19 protein-coding genes are annotated in these 19,082 nt (G+C 46.5%); all 19 read right to left on the bottom strand.

Annotation, left to right across the window (positions count from 1 at the left end; translation table 11 throughout):
* Positions 1-37: 37 nt before the first annotated feature.
* The 19 genes from trpE to PAEAM_RS08605 all read right to left on the bottom strand — a co-directional run bounded on the left by trpE (position 38) and on the right by PAEAM_RS08605 (position 19,057).
* Positions 38-1,606, bottom strand: a complete 1,569-nt coding sequence (gene trpE / locus PAEAM_RS08695; RefSeq protein ID WP_036607674.1) for an anthranilate synthase component I — start codon at positions 1,604-1,606, stop codon at positions 38-40.
* Positions 1,607-2,109: 503 nt separating this feature from the next.
* On the bottom strand, positions 2,110-2,487 hold the full coding sequence (gene aroH, locus PAEAM_RS08690) for a chorismate mutase (RefSeq protein ID WP_047843558.1): 378 nt from the start codon (positions 2,485-2,487) through the stop codon (positions 2,110-2,112).
* Between the two features lie 5 nt (positions 2,488-2,492).
* On the bottom strand, positions 2,493-3,587 hold the full coding sequence (gene aroB, locus PAEAM_RS08685; protein ID WP_100527228.1) for a 3-dehydroquinate synthase: 1,095 nt from the start codon (positions 3,585-3,587) through the stop codon (positions 2,493-2,495).
* 1 nt (position 3,588) lies between these two features.
* Positions 3,589-4,758: a chorismate synthase gene (gene aroC / locus PAEAM_RS08680; protein WP_017687707.1), complete on the bottom strand. Its 1,170-nt coding sequence runs from the start codon at positions 4,756-4,758 to the stop codon at positions 3,589-3,591.
* 178 nt (positions 4,759-4,936) lie between these two features.
* Entirely contained in the window at positions 4,937-5,731 is a 795-nt protein-coding gene (locus PAEAM_RS08675) for a CheR family methyltransferase (RefSeq protein WP_047843560.1), read from the bottom strand.
* A gap of 25 nt (positions 5,732-5,756) precedes the next feature.
* Positions 5,757-6,200 carry a nucleoside-diphosphate kinase gene (gene ndk, locus PAEAM_RS08670; RefSeq protein WP_017687704.1) on the bottom strand — a complete coding sequence of 148 codons (444 nt, stop codon included), beginning with the start codon at positions 6,198-6,200 and terminating at the stop codon, positions 5,757-5,759.
* A 154-nt stretch (positions 6,201-6,354) separates the two neighbouring features.
* Positions 6,355-7,329 (bottom strand): polyprenyl synthetase family protein, encoded by a 975-nt coding sequence (locus tag PAEAM_RS08665; RefSeq protein WP_017687703.1) that lies wholly within the window; start codon positions 7,327-7,329, stop codon positions 6,355-6,357.
* Between the two features lie 343 nt (positions 7,330-7,672).
* The gene (locus tag PAEAM_RS08660) at positions 7,673-8,293 is read right to left on the bottom strand and encodes a UbiX family flavin prenyltransferase (RefSeq protein WP_100527227.1); all 621 of its coding nucleotides are present in this window, start codon (positions 8,291-8,293) and stop codon (positions 7,673-7,675) included.
* Positions 8,294-9,160, bottom strand: a complete 867-nt coding sequence (locus PAEAM_RS08655; RefSeq protein ID WP_100527226.1) for a UbiA-like polyprenyltransferase — start codon at positions 9,158-9,160, stop codon at positions 8,294-8,296. It lies immediately after the preceding gene.
* Positions 9,153-9,881: a demethylmenaquinone methyltransferase gene (locus tag PAEAM_RS08650; RefSeq protein WP_100527225.1), complete on the bottom strand. Its 729-nt coding sequence runs from the start codon at positions 9,879-9,881 to the stop codon at positions 9,153-9,155. The genes PAEAM_RS08655 and PAEAM_RS08650 overlap by 8 nt, the downstream gene beginning before the upstream one ends.
* A gap of 15 nt (positions 9,882-9,896) precedes the next feature.
* On the bottom strand, positions 9,897-10,760 hold the full coding sequence (locus tag PAEAM_RS08645; protein WP_100527224.1) for a heptaprenyl diphosphate synthase component 1: 864 nt from the start codon (positions 10,758-10,760) through the stop codon (positions 9,897-9,899).
* A 101-nt stretch (positions 10,761-10,861) separates the two neighbouring features.
* Entirely contained in the window at positions 10,862-11,413 is a 552-nt protein-coding gene (locus tag PAEAM_RS08640; RefSeq protein WP_017687698.1) for a hypothetical protein, read from the bottom strand.
* 121 nt (positions 11,414-11,534) lie between these two features.
* Entirely contained in the window at positions 11,535-11,756 is a 222-nt protein-coding gene (gene mtrB, locus PAEAM_RS08635; RefSeq protein ID WP_017687697.1) for a trp RNA-binding attenuation protein MtrB, read from the bottom strand.
* Between the two features lie 169 nt (positions 11,757-11,925).
* Positions 11,926-12,198, bottom strand: coding sequence for an HU family DNA-binding protein (locus PAEAM_RS08630; RefSeq protein ID WP_024630670.1), 273 nt, complete (start codon positions 12,196-12,198; stop codon positions 11,926-11,928).
* Between the two features lie 217 nt (positions 12,199-12,415).
* Positions 12,416-13,402, bottom strand: a complete 987-nt coding sequence (locus tag PAEAM_RS08625) for an ABC transporter permease (protein ID WP_100527223.1) — start codon at positions 13,400-13,402, stop codon at positions 12,416-12,418.
* Positions 13,399-14,916 carry a sugar ABC transporter ATP-binding protein gene (locus PAEAM_RS08620; protein WP_100527646.1) on the bottom strand — a complete coding sequence of 506 codons (1,518 nt, stop codon included), beginning with the start codon at positions 14,914-14,916 and terminating at the stop codon, positions 13,399-13,401. The genes PAEAM_RS08625 and PAEAM_RS08620 overlap by 4 nt, the downstream gene beginning before the upstream one ends.
* 112 nt (positions 14,917-15,028) lie before the next feature.
* Positions 15,029-16,126: a sugar ABC transporter substrate-binding protein gene (locus PAEAM_RS08615; RefSeq protein WP_074095648.1), complete on the bottom strand. Its 1,098-nt coding sequence runs from the start codon at positions 16,124-16,126 to the stop codon at positions 15,029-15,031.
* A 217-nt stretch (positions 16,127-16,343) separates the two neighbouring features.
* On the bottom strand, positions 16,344-17,822 hold the full coding sequence (gene spoIVA, locus PAEAM_RS08610; RefSeq protein ID WP_036607700.1) for a stage IV sporulation protein A: 1,479 nt from the start codon (positions 17,820-17,822) through the stop codon (positions 16,344-16,346).
* Between the two features lie 455 nt (positions 17,823-18,277).
* Positions 18,278-19,057 (bottom strand): hypothetical protein, encoded by a 780-nt coding sequence (locus PAEAM_RS08605; RefSeq protein WP_100527222.1) that lies wholly within the window; start codon positions 19,055-19,057, stop codon positions 18,278-18,280.
* Positions 19,058-19,082: the final 25 nt, after the last annotated feature.

Here is a 19,082-nt window from a genome sequence, read left to right as displayed (position 1 = left end):
ATTATTGGGTTTATGTTCATCTCCGGTCTCTCCTCTCTCAGTTCTTAGCGGCCGCTGGTGTGACAAAGTAGTCTGCATTCGCCAGTCTCAACGTGCTGTCCTTTTCTTTGGCAGGAAACATTGCTTCTGCTGTTCGAATCGCCTTGAGCAATGCTTTAGCTTTGTTAACCGTTTCCTCATACTCATTCTCAGGCACAGAATCCCATACGATTCCCGCTCCGGCCTGTACATATGCTTTTCCTTTTTTGAAAATAATCGTACGAATTGTAATACAGGAGTCCATGTTACCTGAGAAACCGAGGTATCCGATTGCTCCTGCATAAGCACCACGTGCCTCTTTCTCCAGTTCCGCGATAATCTCCATTGCACGCAGTTTCGGTGCTCCGGATACGGTACCCGCTGGCAAGCATGAGAGAAACGCATCGAAGAAATCCTTGTCTTCTCTAAGCTCGCCCGTAACGTTGGATACCATGTGCATAACGTGAGAATACCGTTCAATCTCCATGAACATGTCACACTTCACACTGCCGAAGCTGGATACCCGGCCCAGATCGTTACGCCCCAGATCAACCAGCATCAGATGCTCCGCGCGTTCCTTCTCATCCTGGAGCAGATCAGCAGCGAGTGCACGATCTTCCGCTTCTGTTGCCCCTCTTGGACGTGTGCCTGCAATCGGTCGTGTTTCCACACGATTTCCATCCACCTTGACCAAAGCTTCAGGCGAAGTACCCACGATAATCTCATCATCCATTTTGAGGTAGTACATATAAGGTGATGGATTCAGGGTCCGAAGCACACGATACACGTGAAGCGGAGAAACTTCCGTATCAATGTGGAAGCGCTGGGATAATACCACTTGAAAAATATCACCTGCGCGAATGTAATCTTTGGCTTGCTCTACATTACCGATAAATTGCTCCTTCGTGAGGTTGGAGCGAATATCCCCCAGTTCCACGTCTCCCGGAATGGAACGCGGATTCAGGTTCTCCCCTGGTCCTTGCTGTTGCAAACGTTCTGCCGCCTGCTCCAGCTTCTCCGAAGTCACTGCATACGCTTGGCGTATCTCATCATCCGTTGCACCGTCCTTGACGTGTACATTACCAACGAGCAGCATCTGCTGCTTCACATGGTCAAACACGATAATCTGGTCACAGAACATAAAGCGAATGTCATCCATATTCAGGTCATCCAGCGCGTGAGCTGGAAGTTTCTCATAATAGGACAGCAGATCATATCCGAAGAAACCAATTGCCCCACCTGTGAATGGTGGCAGTTCATCATCTTTTGGACTGCGATACTTACGCAGCAGTGCTTTCAGTTCTTCGATCGGTTTGCCTGGCAATTCACGAGTCTTCCCTGCTTCTTCTACAACAATCCGGCCTTTCTTGGCCGAAATCATCAGGAACGGATCTGTACCGATGAACGAGTATCTCGCCCATTGGATACCCCCCTCTACACTTTCCAACAGGAATGCCCGGTCGTTGTCAGCATAACGGCGGAATATTCGAATCGGAGTCTCCATATCTGCCAGAATCCGTTTGACTACCGGAATCAGATTATACTCATTCGACATTTTCAGTACTTGATTAACGTTTGGCGTTATCATCAGATCACGTCCTTTCAGATTTAGGTAGAAGAAAAGGTTATATGTACAAAAAAACCTCTACCATCAGGTAGAGGTTTGGTTATAAGCTGTAATTAACAGGGTGATGCTTCATAAATAACAAGTCCCTATACTTCGCTGTCGGATTATTCACAGGTCGCTGAATTGATGCATCTCACATCATCCAAATCGGGAAAATAAATTAGTTATAACACTTCAACTACTCATTCCAATATTACGTAAAATATAGGAGAGTGCATTGATTGTGTTTGTACCAAAATATATCAAAACAAAAGATGTCCTATGACACGTTTGTTTTCCCTATTCCTGTTACCTATTCCGTAGCACGACGTACCGTGAATCAGTTGACCGGTTTCTGTTGCCCCGGTTACCACCCACTGGACTCTGCTATATACTCCACTAGCTCAGCTGCTCTCAGCTCAATCTCAACTCTACTCAACTGGTTCTCACTATACATCATTATGATCGGTTTGACAACCCACTACTTAAGAGCCGGAAGGTGCTGCCAAATCGGGACGTAATGCCTGTGCACCGTTCAGATACACATGGTTGATTTCATTCTGAGCTTTGTTTGTATTCACATGCACCATGAAACGAATGCACTGCGCCAAGGCACCTTTAACAGGAACCTCCAGTGCACACATTAGTGGTACGAGTTCCCAACCATCCAGTTGACGAATAGCTTTTGCCGGGAAAGCAGCATCCAGATCCCCAGTTAACGTAATCCACACACTGCAGATATCTTCCGGTTGGATCTCATTGCGATCCACGATCTCCTGCAACAATACTGCCGTTTCCTTCAAAATCTGTTCTTCGTTGTTCTGCGTGACTGTTGTAGCCCCGCGAATTCCCCGTGTGACCATCGCTGTTATTCTCCCTTCCTGAGCATTTCAATGACGTCCCGAACTGTCAACACAGGTACGTCCTTCACAATTCTTGCAGCCCCAATCCGATCAGGAATGATAAACACCATATGACCTTCACGGAACTTTTTGTCATGCATCATCGCTTCCATTAATGCATCCGTGTCGAGATGCGCAGGCATCGTTGTTGGAAGGCGAAGTGAACGCAACATGCGGACCGTATCTTCATAGAGCCCTGCTGGCGCACCAAGCTTCTCACCAAGCAATGCTGATCCAGCCATACCGATCGAGATCGCTTCTCCGTGCAGAAATTCTCCATAACCGGCGATCGCTTCAATGGCATGACCAATCGTATGTCCCAGGTTCAACAACGCACGTTCTCCATTTTCACGTTCGTCTCTGGATACAATCTCCGCCTTAATGCCACATCCACGTTCCAAACCGTATCCAAGTGCTTCCGGATTAAGCGCAAGCAGTTCTTCCGCATGTTCCTCACACCAATGTGCAAAAGCCTCATCACGGATCAGCCCGTGCTTCAGCATCTCTGACAACCCTGCCGATACATCTCGTGGCGGCAAGGATTGAAGTGTGTCCACATCATAGAGCACTAGCTCGGGCTGGTGGAATGCACCAATCATATTTTTGGCCAGCGGATGATTGACAGCCACCTTGCCGCCTACACTGCTGTCATGCGCCAAAATCGTTGTAGGTACTTGAACAAACTTGATTCCACGCATATATGTAGCGGCAACAAAACCAGCCAGATCACCTACGACACCACCACCTAAGGCCAGAATCGCAGAACTCCGATCCAGTTTGCCTTCGATCGCAACGGTCATCATATCCTGATACACCGAAAGGGATTTCGATGTTTCACCAGAGGGTACAACCGCCGATACGACTGTATAACCAGCCGTACGCAGCGTTTGCTCCAAACCTGACAAGTATTTGGGAGCCACATTTTCATCTGTAATGATGAGTAACGGACTTTTTTTGGTCAACCCATATTGCTCAAAATATTGAGGGGCTTGTGCCAGTAGGCCGCTGCCAATCAGAATCGGATATGAGCGTTCCTCCAACTGTACCGTCAGCTGACGCATATTAGTAATTCTCCAGTTGAGCGTTATAGCTAGCAACATTAGCACGGATCTCTTCCATGGAATCCCCGCCGAATTTCTCCAGGAATGCTTTGGCAATTTCCCACGCTACAACATGTTCCATAACCACACTCGCTGCTGGTACAGCACAAGCGTCCGAGCGCTCAACCTGAGCCGTAAACGCTTCTTTTGTATCGATATCGACACTTTGCAGTGGCTTATACAACGTTGGGATCGGCTTCATCACACCACGTACAACGACTGGCATACCGTTTGTCATACCACCTTCGAATCCACCCAGACGGTTGGTTGCACGGTGGTAGCCACGCTCATCCGTATGCATGATTTCATCATGCACCTGTGATCCTCGAATGACTCCGGCTTCGAATCCGATACCAATCTCTACACCTTTGAATGCATTAATGGACATTACGCCTTGAGCGATTCGTGCATCCAGTTTGCGATCGTATTGAACATAACTACCAAGACCAATAGGTACACCTTCAACGATACATTCCACTATTCCTCCGATGGAATCGCCTTCTTGTTTAATCTGGTCGATGTAGGCTTCCATCTTCTTCTCTGTCTCAGCATCCGTAACACGTACAGAGGAAGCTTCTGTCACTGCGATCAGTTCATCAATCGGAAGGTCCTGATATGGAGCTTCGATCTCTCCAATGCGAAGTACACGTCCAGCTACCTTGATTCCGAATTCAGCCAGGAATTGACGTGCAATGGCACCACATGCCACACGTACCGTTGTCTCACGTGCACTGGAGCGCTCCAGTACGTTACGCAAGTCTTTAAGATTATACTTGAGTCCACCGTTCAGATCAGCGTGTCCGGGACGTGGACGATGAACGCGACGTTTCTCTTCGTCACTGCCTTCAATAGGCTCAATATTCATAATATTCTGCCAATGTTTCCAGTCGTTATTTTGAACAACCAGCGCTACCGGAGCACCTGTTGTATATCCGTGACGGATACCACCAACAAAATTCGCCTGATCCTTCTCGATCTGCATCCGGCGTCCACGGCCATATCCCTTTTGGCGGCGGTGAAGCTGGAAATTCAGTTCTTCAAAATCAATCGTCAAATTACTTGGCAATCCTTCAATAATAGCGGTCAATTGGGGTCCGTGCGTCTCCCCTGCGGTTAAATAGCGTAAACTCATAATACGTTCCCCCTTTAAACTGTTAAACTTCACATTGCTAAAATCCCATAATTTCTTTGCTTATTATAGTATAGCTGACCGGCTTTGACAAGAAAGTCGGCGCTTTCTTGTACTTGGTATACAAATAACCGCCTGAACACATGTACATGTGCTTCAGACGGCTGAACAACCATTATCATTATTTTTTCCGATAGAAGAATGTCTCTGCTGTCTCCAGACCATATTGTCCCGGGGAGAAGATCTGCTCCGTACTACCCACAAACAAAATACCGCCTGGACGCAAACTTGCTGCAAATTTGTGATACAACAGGTTTTTGGCTTCCTCGGTAAAATAGATCATGACATTTCGGCACACAATCAGATCGTACCCATCGTCAAAACGGTCCACCAGCAAATTTTGTTTCATGAACTTGATCGAATTTTTGAGTTGCTCATCAATACGGTATACCAAGCCATCCTGCTTGAAGTAACGGTTCGCCGTTTCCTTTGGCACATCCTTAAGCGAGCGTTCCATATAACGCCCTTCCTTGGCTTTGGCCAATGCACCTTCATCCAGATCACTTGCCGTAATGGAGCTGTCCTTCAAAATGCCCATCGTGTCCAGAATCATGGCAAGTGTATAAGGTTCTTCACCTGTTGAACAGGCCGCACTCCAAACTTTAGCACGACGCTTGGACCCCAGCAGCTCAGGCAGGATCTCGTCCCGCAGCACTTCCCAACGATTGGGATTACGCCAGAATTCCGACACGTTAATCGTCATACGATCAAGGAATTCGTAAAACAATGATTTATCTTTCTGCATAGCTTCAAAAAAGTTAGAAAATGTATGAAACCCGTTTTTGTTGCGAAGTGTGGTCAGCCTTCTTTTCATCTGGCCTTCCTTGTATTGAGCAAGATCAATGCCTGTGCTCTCTTTGATTTTACGAATGAATCCGGTGTAATCCGGGTCTAGTAGTTGTTCTTGCTCCAGCATCGTGTATCACCCTTTTGGCTAATAATTACAACCAGGCTGCGATGCTCTTGTCGTATACCACCAGTTCATCTGAAGCAAAGAAATTTGCTGCTTCACGGGAAGCACTTTCCGGTGAATCTGCCCCATGAATCAGATTATGTGGTGTGTGGCTGGCGAAGTCTCCGCGAATGGTACCCGGAGCTGCTTCCTTCACATTGGTTTTTCCGATGACGATGCGCGCAAGCGCCACAATATCGTCGCCTTCCCACACCATGGCAAATACAGGCCCCGATGTGATAAAACGAACCAGATCATCGAAAAATGGTTTACCCTCATGTTCAGCATAATGGCGTTTTGCCTGATCCTCAGACATCTGCACCAATTTGCCTGCCACCAACTTAAATCCTTTGTCTTCCAGACGGCTAATAATTCGACCGATCAATCCACGCTGCACACCATCCGGCTTCACCATCAAAAATGTACGATCCATCAGCTCACTCCTCACTCACGGTTCAAAGTTAATCACTATGTAAACGCAATCCCTCTGATTGTAACATACATGTCCAAATCCTCCCAATGAGGAATCTCACAGTTCTGTTCATCTTTGGGTATGAGTAATCTGAGAGTCGAAGGTCATACATTGTTTAATGTGTACGTTTAACCACAAAATGAGCGATATCACGCAGGTTTTTGGTCGTCTTGATGTTAGGTAGCTGATCGAGAGCATCGAGCGCTTTCTTCATATATCGGTCAGCAAGGGCTTCAGCTTTAGCAATTCCTTGACTTTGTCGAATCATTCCAATTGCATCCGATGCACTTGCCCGTCCTTCTTCATGCTGGACACGGGAAATCTCCTTAAGCAAAGGTTCCCGCAGATCGGATTCTTCTAAGGCATAAAGTACAGGAAGAGTGATATTTCCTTGCTTCATGTCACTGCCAGGTGGCTTGCCAAGTTGTTTCTCAGTACCTACCAGATCAAGTACATCATCTTGAATCTGGAAAGCCATCCCCACATTGTATCCGTACGTATACAGCAGGGAAGATACATGCTCAGGCGCACGTGTAGCCAATGCCCCTAACTGACAGCTAACCGCAATCAGAAGTGCTGTTTTGCGGCGAATCCGCAGCAGATAGTTACGAACACTTTGTCCCGTATTGAAAAAGTCGCGAATTTGCTCCATCTCACCAATAGACATCTGTACCATAGCTTTGGCAAGGATACGATGAATCGCTGGATCGGATAATCCGGCAGTCATTTCAAGTGCCTTACCGTAGATATAGTCTCCTGTGTACATGGCAATCCGATTATCCCATTTTGACTTCACCGTGGGTTTGCCTCGGCGTGTCTCCGCATTATCAATGACATCATCGTGAACGAGGGATGCCGAATGAATGAGTTCCAGCGGAACCGCAACCAGCTTCAGACGTTCAATGTCGTATGTACCAAATTTCCCACCAAGTAACACAAAAACGGGCCGCAACCGTTTTCCTCCTGCTTTGAGCAAATGAAGTGACGTTTCACTCAGCAGCTTCTGTTCTCCTCGAACACTGCGATACAACTCTTTCTCAATATAATCCATGTCCTTTTTTAACAACCCGAAAATATCCAATAGTTTCATTCGTTCACCCGTATCAGCGTATTGTCAGTCCATAAATTCATGCTTACCTTCCCCTCCAGCAAGTCGGGCCTGCAGGCATTACGAAAAACCCGGCTTACCGTTCTTGCTTGTGTTGTTCTATAAGGTAATCTAACGTGTTTTTCTTCTCCGAATGTCATAGCCGACACCCGAAAATTAAACTCTGCGACTTGTTCTGAAACAAAATACAGAAGTTGCCGGAGCATGGGTCAAGACTGTGGTTCATGAAGACTCACCATCAGTGCTCACCAATACCCCGGGATTCGGGGGACAAATAAACCGAGCAACACTTTGGCAAAAAACAGCCTTGTATCGAACTCAGTCGTTATCCCCGTTCATCCGGTTCTCCCCATCTTGTAAACAGTTGATGTGGGATGCGCAAGCTATCCAGCACTTTCCCCACCAAAAACAGAATCAACTCATCCATAGTCTGAGGTTTGTAATAAAAAGCAGGCATAGCCGGTATCATTCGTACACCAAGACGAGAAAGCTTCAGCATGTTCTCCAGATGGATTGCATGAAGAGGCGTCTCACGTGGTACGAGGATCAATGTTCTTCCCTCTTTCATCATAACATCGGCTGCGCGAGACATCAGATTATCCGACGATCCCTGCGCGATGGACGAAAGAGTTCCCATCGAACATGGCATGATAACCATGCCGTCGGCCAGATAAGAACCACTTGCAATGGAGGCCCCTATATCACTCACAGGATGATAGATCAGAGAACCGGCACGGTTGCCGAATTTTTCTTCCAGCACCGCGTCCCGATTCGTCACATCCCAGTCCAATTCTTCTTTCAGTACACGCCACCCTGCATTGGATATGACCAGATGAACGTTATATTCCAAATCAAGCAGCGTTTCAATTAATCGAATGCCATATATGCTGCCACTCGCTCCGGTAATTCCGACAACCAGTCGTTTATTGTCCGGCTGCTGCACCATTTATTTCACCGCCAGATCAATCAGAGTGAACGTAAATACAATTAAACTAAGCAAACTGTTCATGGTAAAAAACGCCGTTTGAACACGGCTCATATCATTAGGCGATACAATATAGTGTTGATAGAACAGAATTCCATACGTCACCAACATGCCTGCGCCATACCACCAGCTCAGATCTGTCATCAACAATAACGCAAGAAAACCAATTGCAGTAATCACATGGAAGAACTTAGCGATCTGCAAGGATTTAACCAGGCCAAAACGGGAAGGTATGGAGTGAAGACCCTCACCCTGATCGAATTCCAGATCCTGACATGCATAGATAATATCAAAGCCCGCTGTCCAGAACACAATCGTAACGTACAGCACAATCGCTGTCCAATCCATCGTTCCTGTTACAGCTACCCAGCCACCAAGTGGTGCCAAACCAATCGTCATTCCGAGAACAACGTGACATAACCATGTGAATCGTTTGGTGTACGAATACAGTACCAACATAAACACAGCAATAGGTAACAGCTGCATCGATAATACATTAAGATTGGATGAGGCCCAGAATAACAATATAAATGAGATAATGACAAATATAACAACTTCCCCATTTTTTAACAGTCCTGCCGGGATGGCTCTCATCGCGGTACGCGGGTTTTTGCTATCAATCGCTTGGTCAATAATTCGGTTCAAACCAAAAGCCGCACTACGTGCACCGATCATCGCAAGCAATACCCACATGATCTGCATCCAGCTTGGGAAGGTATCATTCACTACCATGGAGCCGAGGATCGCCCCCATAAATGCAAAAGGTAAAGCAAAAAGCGTGTGTTCAATCTTGATCATTTCTAAAAAGATGCGAATTTTCCTAAACATGCTGATTCTCCTTGGTTCCAATATGCAGTGCCGCGATACCTCCGGTCAGAGGGTAGGCCTGCACTTGTTGTAATCCAGTTTCTGCAAAAATTTCTGCCAGTTCCTGCCTTCCCGGGAAAATGGCCAGTGAGTCCGGCAACCATTTGTACTGCTCAAAACTTTTAGCAAACACTTTGGCAAGATTCGGTAAAACCTTCTCAAAATAAAAATAATAAATGCCTTTGAACGGCTGCCATGTTGGCTTGGACAATTCCAGGCACACAACCATACCGCCCGGTTTGACCACACGTTTCATTTCAGACAACACTTGTCTGAGATCAGGTACATTACGCAACCCAAACCCGATCGTCACATAATCAAACGAATTGTCTTCAAAAGGAAGTGACATGGCATTTCCCTGTGTCAGGGTAATCTGCTTTTGACGTTGCACCGCATTGATCTTTGTCTGGCCGACCTCCAGCATGTTGCTACTGAAATCAAGTCCGTGCATGTGCCCCGTTTCACTTGCCTCTGCCATAGCAAGCGTCCAGTCACATGTGCCGCAGCACAAATCAAGACCGGTATCGCCTTTGGACATATTCATCTTTTTCATGGTGAATTTACGCCAAGCCTTATGCCTGCGGAAACTTAGGATATCATTCATGACATCATATTTTCCGGCTATACTCTGAAAAACCGAATGGACATATTCTTCTTTCGGTTTGGTCTCTCCGCTCCCCATTCGTCTGTCTCCCCCTCAATCTTCCCTTACTGCCGCATGTGAAGGCTGCAAATATGCCAAGTAAGGCTCTAGAATTGCATGTATCTCATGCAAGCCCATCCGCCCTTCCTCATCTTGCAACAACAGTTGAATGCGGTGTGTACACTCGCGAAGCTTGTCCAGCAAAACCTCGCCAACCCTATGCTTCAGCACCATAGTGTTCCATGCACGTGCATCCGGTTCAGATTGACGCAACACATTGCGCTCATCGTCATTACCATGCTCGTATATGTGCCAATATGCATAGCTGTGAAGATATCGTTTTGCGTCATTCATCCGCTTCAGTTCTTCCACGATCGTTTCGCAGGAGCTGAATTCGGTCAACAGGCTGTTCCATAAAGACTCTTCGTTATGTTGAATCATGCCTGTAAATGAAAGAAACAGCTGCATTCTCAGCTGTACCGTTTCACGCAAGTATTCATCAGCCGAAACGAGAAGCTTCTTCATCCGTTCATACAGCGTCATCTTGCGTGCGTTCACTCCGGACACAGCACCACTGAGTTTGCCAATCATTTCAATTCTGCCCGCTTGGGCAAGCAATTGATAAAAACGGCTACTTAAATAATCCCCGGCGAGTACATTCAACTGGCGTGAACGCATCTCTTGCTCTTTCCGCTCACCGGAAATGGTATCGATTCGATCATGCGTATCCATGGCCAACTGAACGAGCGAAGTTGCAAGAGCATATAACTCTTGATGCACCTTTTCGTCTGTGCGGCCCACAAATACCTGCAACAGACGTGCTCGGCTATCCGGAAATGATGGGATTTCCGTATGTTGTCGAATCATGTCGTAATCCGTATATTTCTTTGCTAGTTGGGGTACGCGATATGAATTCATTCTCAGCCTCCGAGCCTTAACATTGTTAAACCTTTTCTGCACTACAATCTTATATATTATAGCATATGTTGAACGGGCACGCACTGAATCCTGCTATTCTATTACCCCTGACTTGTCATTTCGAATTGCTTCTTCCAGAGTTCGGTCTCCATCAAATGAAACCAGTCCTTCAATTCATCTGAAAAGGCCGCACTTTTCCAGTTCCGTAATGTTTCAATCGCATACAGAGGCCACTCTCCACGCCGAATATCAGCAGCAAGTAACAGATGTCGTTTATGCATCCATTCATCTTCTGCCATCACACGCAGCAGCACCTGATCCACGTTATCCAGACTCCGAAAGCCAAGATCCGCCACAGCTGCCATGTTCTCATAGATTTCAGTGTAACTTGTACCCGTTCCTTTAACTTTGAGGTCCAGTCTCAAAATGGACTGCTTCCATTCCACTCTTGCAATGGGAGTTGATAGTTGCATGGAGCTTAGCACATCAACCAGATTGTCATTCGTTAGCTGAACTGGATGATGTGATGCAGAGGCAGGCTGTACGTTGTCCCCGCCCCATGTACGCATATGTAAGGTTTGTATCGCAACAAGCAGAAAGACCGCCGCAACCGTTGCCAGCATTGAAGCAGTAACAATCATCCGCGGTTTCATATACGCCTCCCTGCCTTTACCTGTTAGTGTAGTCTGTCCGGTAAAGGCTCATACCTCATTGTACAATGAAAAAAAGCAGGCTATGCCTGCAATCTTCATTTGAATGTATTCAATCTGTCCATTACTCCGATTCAATCTGTCCATGCTTGGTAATCAGCGTGGCTTTGCCCCGGATTTTAATAGCTGAAGTATGGGTGGTAAATTGGGCAAACATCACTTCACCCTTGTCCAATTTCTCGGTGTGGTGAAAACGTGTATCCTGACCTCGGGTTAATCCGATCACCTGGACACCATTTTCCTCTGCCTTAATTACAATATAATCATTGCCGGTTGGATGATCCATCACGCATGTCCCCTTCTTTAGTTCGATAGCGTTAATGATGATTAAGATTGTTTCATTTGTCAACCTGCGCCTTATACGAATGAACCGCAAGAATCATCGTTAAAGGGCAAAAGAAAAGGCCGTGAACAAGTCACGGTCTTTTTGTCGACATATGGAATATGTAGAAATCTTATTTAATTCCGTCTTTGAGCGCTTTACCTGGTTTGAATGCAGGAATTTTGCTCGCAGGAATTTCGATTTCTTCACCTGTTTGCGGGTTGCGTCCTTTACGTGCAGAGCGCTCGCGAACTTCGAAGTTCCCAAAACCAACCAATTGTACTTTATCTCCGCTTTGAAGAGCCTCAGAGATTGCTTCGAATACGGCATCAACCGCTTTCGTTACATCTTTCTTGGACAATTCAGTCGCTTCAGATACGTGTGTAATCAAGTCTGATTTGTTCATTTGTTTTTCACCTCCTGTATCAATGTCCTGAATGTTATACTGTGTTTCCGTTTTATAGCGAAATATACGTTCATACGCAAAAAATCTACGTACATCTTGAGCGCTGAACACAAATCTCCGCCTGCGGTCAACAGTCATTTTCGGCAGAATGTCGTCTGAAACCACTGGCATTTCAGACGCCGAACAAATTTCATACTAATACAGACAGCCCACAATTTCAAGTCCGGTTGCGGTTTAAGACGTAAAATGTAACCGCCAGGGCAAGCACGAGAACCCCACCTTTTACAATATCATGTGTGAAATACTGTACGTTCATCATCGTTAAACCGTTCACAAGTACACCAATCAGAACCGAACCAATGAAGGTTCCGATGACATTTGGTTTACCCGCACCAAACACAGAGAAACCGACAAATACTGCAGCTACGGATTCCATTAACAACGGTGATCCCGCATCAATTTGCCCGGATCCTACTTTGGAAGCATAGATGATACCCCCGATTGCTGCAAACACTCCAGCGGCTACATAGGCGAGTGTACGCACCTTTTTCACCTTGATTCCAGACAACCGTGCAGCTTCCTCATTACCACCTGTAATGTACATCTGGCGCCCATATTTCGTATACGTCAAAAAGATATGCACACCTATTACCGCAATAAGTAGCATGATAACCGATATCGGCATACCAAGCCATTTACCCTGCCCTATTAGCAGGAATGTCGGGTCCATCTCTCCCGCAGCTTTGCTCCCATCAGGGAACTGCATGTGATTGTAAATGGTATAGCCCTGTGCATACGTTTTGTGAATACCTCCGATGATGTACATCGTGGCAAGGGTTGCGAGCAAATCCGGAATACGCATTTTTACAATGAGCAAAGCGTTCAGTAAACCAATAACAGCCCCGATAATCAGTGGCACGATAATGACGATCGCCAGTGGTTGTTGATACCAAATCATTAACGAAGCAGTAACAACGGTAGTTAATGAGACAGTCGCACCAACCGAGAGATCAAATCCATCAACAATGAGAGATAACGTAACACCGATCGCTACAAACGTAACGATAGAGATCGAGCCCAAAATATCGGTCAAGTTACTGTACGTAAAGAAATAAGGCAATTTAATGCCGAAAAATGCGATAACACCTATGATGACTATAATCGCCCCGTAACGGAACGCAAAATCCAGTGATTTATCCTTCATGATTGCACCTCTTGTCCACCGCTTGCATAGTATAGCAGCTGTTCTTGGTTAGTCTCGCCTCGTTTGAACTCTTTTACGATAACACCCTCACACATGACAGCGATTCGGTCACCAATTCCCATGCCTTCATCCAGTTCACAGGTGAAATAGATTACACCCTTGCCCGCCAAAGCCAGTTCATTAATGATGCGGAAAATGTCACTTTTTGCCCCAATATCTACGCCTTTGGTTGGCTCATCAAATATAAATACATCCGCATCCGCATTAAGCCATTTACCAATGGCTACCTTTTGCTGATTACCACCGCTTAGATATTTCACTTCCTGTTTCACGGACGATGTTTTAATTCCAAGCTGTTTCACCAATGACTCTGCATTCAGACGTTCCCGCTTGCGGCTTACGAAACCTAATGTACTAAGACGGCTTAGCAAAGGCAGACTTAAATTCCGTTCCACGTTCTCCTGAATCAGGATTCCTTGTTTACGTCGCTCCTCCGGTACAGAAACAATCCCCAGAGCCGCCGCATCCGCAGGCTGAGACAGGCGGAGGTTGCGGTTGTTAAGCCGGATCTCGCCTCCCTCCAGCCGATCTGCACCAATCAGCAAACGAGAGCTTTCCGTTTTACCCGCGCCTACCAGACCCACCACAGCGAGGACTTCACCTCGGCGTACAGAGAGGTTAACACCTTTAACCTTCACTCCACGACGAAGCCCACGTGCCTCCAACAGCAACTCCCCCACGGGCGCTTCCGTCTTTGGAAATTCTTCTTCGAATGGTTTGCCCAGCATCTGTGTAACCAAATCGTTGATCGTCAGTCCTTTTGCTTCACCGGTAAATACATGTTGTCCATCTCTCATGACCGTAACGCGATCACAGTGACCCGTCACTTCAGCAAGACGATGGGTAATGAAAATACAGGCAACGCCCCGATCCTTCAGGAGATGAACAATCCGGAAAAATGCATCCGTTTCTTCCTGGCTCAGCGGTGCAGTCGGTTCATCAAAAATGATGACTTTGGCATCCTGGATCAAAATTCGTGCCAGCAGTATCATCTGTTTTTCTGCAAGTGTCAGATCGGCCACTTTTTGGTGAACGGATATGTCCGCCCCTAATTGCTTCAACGCCTCAACCGCACGCTGTTGCAGTTTTCGTGGACTTTTCCACCAACCTCCAGCAGATGAAGCCAACTGATCCAACATAATGTTCTCCGCAGCCGTCAGCTGTGGCACCAGTGCCGCATCCACTTCCTGATAGACACAGTGAATCCCACTTGCCTTCGCGTCTCCCGGAGAACTTAAATGAAGCGCTTGTCCACTCAACTGAATCGTACCCTGATCCATTGGATAGGCACCGGACAGAATTTTCATTAACGTGCTTTTACCGGCACCATTGGCACCCAGCAGCGCATGAATCTCCCCACCTTTTACAGAGAAATCCACATCCTTCAGTGCAGGAATACCTGAAAACTGCTTGTGGATATGTTCCATTTGAAGCAGAATCGGTGCAGTGCTCATGATGTTAACCTCCAATCGTTCCCATACGGGAGTATCCCATTTCTCATCCATACTCGCACATCTTCATTATGGTAGAAAAAGCGCGCCTTGCGGCGCGCTTCCCATACGCTGCTTATTTAGCAGTAATTCCGTATTCACTCATCCAGTCCTTGATTCCTTGTGTGCTGCCACCCCAACCTTCAACGAACTCTGACAGCTCAGAAGTGGAGATTTGTTTATCTGGCAGAGCTTCACGTTGAACATAGACCGGGTTAAGAACAACTGCATCTTCTGTCTCGTCCCCGTTCAGTTTTTGATAAGCATAACGTACCTGGACGCGACCAATATCCGTTGGATCAACAGCGGCTGAAGCTACCCAAGGATTTTTCGGGTCCTGAATCATTTGCAGGTCCTCATCACTCATATCAATACCATACACTTTGATCTCATCACGTCCAGCTTGTTGAATCGCACGCGCTGCACCTTTGGCGAACTCATCCCATGCAGTCCATACAGCTGTAATCTCACCTTTTGGATACTGCTTGAGAATAGCTTCCATTTTGGCTTGAGTATCCAGCGCCGGGTTCTGTGCAGAACCGAATGTAGCTATTTCCTTGATGTCCGGATTTGCTTTCATGAATTCACCGTATGCAATCTGACGGCGTTCCATCGGTGCGAAACCAGCTACCCATACTTTGACAATATTGCCTTGTCCATTGATATCTTTTTTCATTTGCTCCAGCGTCAGTTCAGCCATCTTCTGGTCATCCTGCGACAGGACTGTAGCTCCTGGAACACTGATAGCTGCGTCAAACACGACCACTGGAATATTCTGTTCTACTGCCTTCTTCACGCCTGGCTCTAATAGGGAATCCCCATGATCCGTGAGAATGGCATCAAATTTCTGGTTAATAGCACTATCAAGCAAGGATACCATCTTTGCCTTGTCATTATCGGCAACAAACGTTGTCAGTTCTCCACCGAATTTTTCGATTTCTTCTTTTACACCTTGTACATATTGCTGCGAGAAAGTACCTGTATTGAATTCCATAATAAGTGCAATCCGCTTGCCGCTAAGTGGGCCTGTGACCGCTTCCGTTTTTGGTGTATCATCTGATGCACCTGAAGCCGGAGTGGCTGCCGGTTCTTTTTTGATTCCGCAAGCGGACAGCGCCAATGTAAATACTAATAACACACTCAACCATAGCCATTTTGTCTCTCTTCTTTTCATCTCTGTATCCCCCTGTCCAATCTCTGTGATCTCGATCACAATAGTTGAATATTAATATAACGGCTAATCCCTAGTATGTAAATGGGTTTTAGCAATTTAAAGCTAAAACTCGCTAAGTTTTTTCGAAAGTACTATTCTTCCTATCCATTTCATCCAAAATAAAGAAATCACGTAAAAAAGACCGCGAGGGGATGCCCCCTTACGGTCTTTTGATGTCTTACAGAATGATAGCGATCAAGCCGCCCGAACCTTCGTTAATGATTCTTCCGAGCGTCTCTTGCAATTTGTATCTTGCATTATCCGGCATCATGGCAATCTTGCCCTGGATCCCTTCTCGCACGATGGAGTGCAGCGAACGACCAAACATGTCTGAATCCCATACCTTGATCGGGTCGTTCTCGAAGTCCTGCATCAGGTATCTCACCAGTTCCTCACTTTGTTTCTCCGTACCGATGATTGGAGCGAACTCCGATTCCACATCAACCCGGATCATGTGAATGGACGGTGCCGTTGCTTTCAGACGTACGCCAAATTTGGTGCCCTGACGAATGAGCTCAGGTTCATCCAGAGCCATCTCGGCGAGAGATGGAGCAGCAATGCCATATCCGGTCGTTTTGACCATCTCCAGCGCTTCTGCGAAGCGGTCGTATTCTCTCTTCGCATGCGAGAATTCCTGCATCAATTGCAGCAGATGATCCTTACCGCGAATCTCGATGCCAACCACTTCCACGAGAATCTGATCATACAGTTCATCCGGCGCGTACAGATCAATTTCGGCTACACCCTGCCCCATATTCATGCCACTCAGGCCTGCGCGATCAATGAATTCATATTCCATGAACTGTGCGACAACCCGATCCACGTCACGAAGTCTGCGAATGTCCTTAACGGTATCCCGTACGGAATTTTCGTAGTTGCTACGCAGCCAGTGAGTCTCATTGAGTACCATAACCCAGCTCGGCAAGTTTACATTCACTTCATGCACAGGGAACTCATAGAGCACTTCACGAAGTACACCCGTCACATCATCTTCCGTCATGGTCGCTGCACTGAGTGTCATCACCGGAATGTCGTATTTGGCAGCAAGCTCACTGCGCAATTGCAGGGCTTCTTCACTGCGAGGACGAGTAGAGTTGATGACCAGGACAAACGGTTTACCCACTTCTTTTAATTCCGCAATGACCCGTTCTTCGGATTCCACATAGGAACTGCGGGCAATTTCGGCGATTGTGCCGTCTGTTGTTACCACAACACCCAGTGTGGAATGCTCCTGAATGACTTTGCGAGTACCAATCTCGGCGGCTTCCTGGAACGGAATTGGTTCCTCGAACCAAGGCGTGGAGATCATGCGTGGACCATTCTCATCCTCGTATCCCTTGGCTCCTTCCACCGCGTAACCTACACAATCCACAAGGCGCACATTGACATCGAGTCCTTCTGCCACCTTAATCTGGACTGCGTTATTTGGTACAAATTTTGGTTCGGTAGTCATGATGGTTTTACCTGCTGCACTCTGTGGAAGTTCATCCACCGCTCGACCACGGTCAGCCTCGTTAGTGATGTTTGGCAACACAATGGTTTCCATGAATCGTTTAATAAATGTTGATTTTCCCGTCCGGACTGCGCCGACAACCCCGAGATAAATATCCCCTCCGGTCCGCTCAGCTATGTCCTTAAAAATGTCCACTTTCTCCAATGAAATCCCCTCCCTAAATTACTCCGAAGGAAAAATGCTAAAGAGCATCCGCTTCGTTTTTTCAATCAGAAGACTGAAATCCCTGCAACGGTAGAGCCGCCTTTGTGAGTGCCCGGAAGTCGTCCGCCGCCGAACGTTGCATTCTGATGAAACCGGCGAGAGCGGCGTTAACTCGTACATGCAATTGGACTAGTATCATCTTATGTATCCGTATGCGGCAATATGACGCGTATTTTTGTTTTTTTTATCTTAAGGTGATGACATTAGGAGAATCCCCCGATCTCGGACTGCGCGTCTTTATTTCAATCTACTTTATGTGATCCGCGAAGCTTTTATGACGGTTATTGCTCATACTGACAAAAGAAAAAAGAGATATCCCTTATTTGGAATATCTCTTTTTGAACCATTAGAGCCATGGTGGTCATACAGCTAAATCATTTGAATTGCAACCATGCTTATTTTATGGGTTGGGCAACCGGCACATTATTTTTCCAAGCGTAGAAAACCGATTTTACAGGTACGAAATAGGAGTGTTCCACCAGCAAATCCCGAACATCTTCAGTCTCTGCTGGAGACATGTCAGACTTTTCCACTGCCTGCATAATGTCAAAAGCATAATCTACATAGACCTTGCCTTCGTCATCCATCATAAAAGGTAACGCCTGACCTGAATATACACTATTCAACGTTATGGAAGGTGTACCCGCCTGAGCAGCCTGCTCCATATCCACAGCATATAACCCCGGATACAGTTCTTCCCCGCTTGGCAGCTTATTGTTATGTACGGATTTATATTGATTAACCATTCGTTGCACATCGTTTACTTTCTGTACGGTCAGAAGATCCATCACTTTAACGGTCGGATTCACTTCTTCGTCCTGAATAAGGAAGTAAGCGCTCCCACCACTTTCAAAAGCAGTCCCTGGTATTTCATCCAGATACCCCAGTTGTTTCAACTTGGGCAGATCCACTCTGAACTTTTCATATTTTGGCGTTTCCATATCTGCATTGATGATTGGCAAAATCCCCTCATCTTGCTGGAATGCCTCGACCGCACTCTGGATACGGCTCACGCTTTCCCGATAGGCTATCTTAGGGTCCGAATTACTCTGGGATGGATACATACAACCAGTTGCTGTAAAAGCAAACAACAGGAATAACAGCAGACCGCCCGTCTGATGTTTCAGACGCTGCCGTCCGCTTCCTTCCACACATTTTGGCTTGTTCCTAATCATTCGTGTCCTCCTTGAATAACTCATT

This window comes from Paenibacillus sp. GM1FR, from assembly GCF_002803315.1.
Taxonomy (GTDB): domain Bacteria; phylum Bacillota; class Bacilli; order Paenibacillales; family Paenibacillaceae; genus Paenibacillus; species Paenibacillus amylolyticus.
The sequence above is the reverse complement of the archived record's forward strand: the minus strand, read 5'-3'. Positions and strand labels throughout refer to the sequence as shown.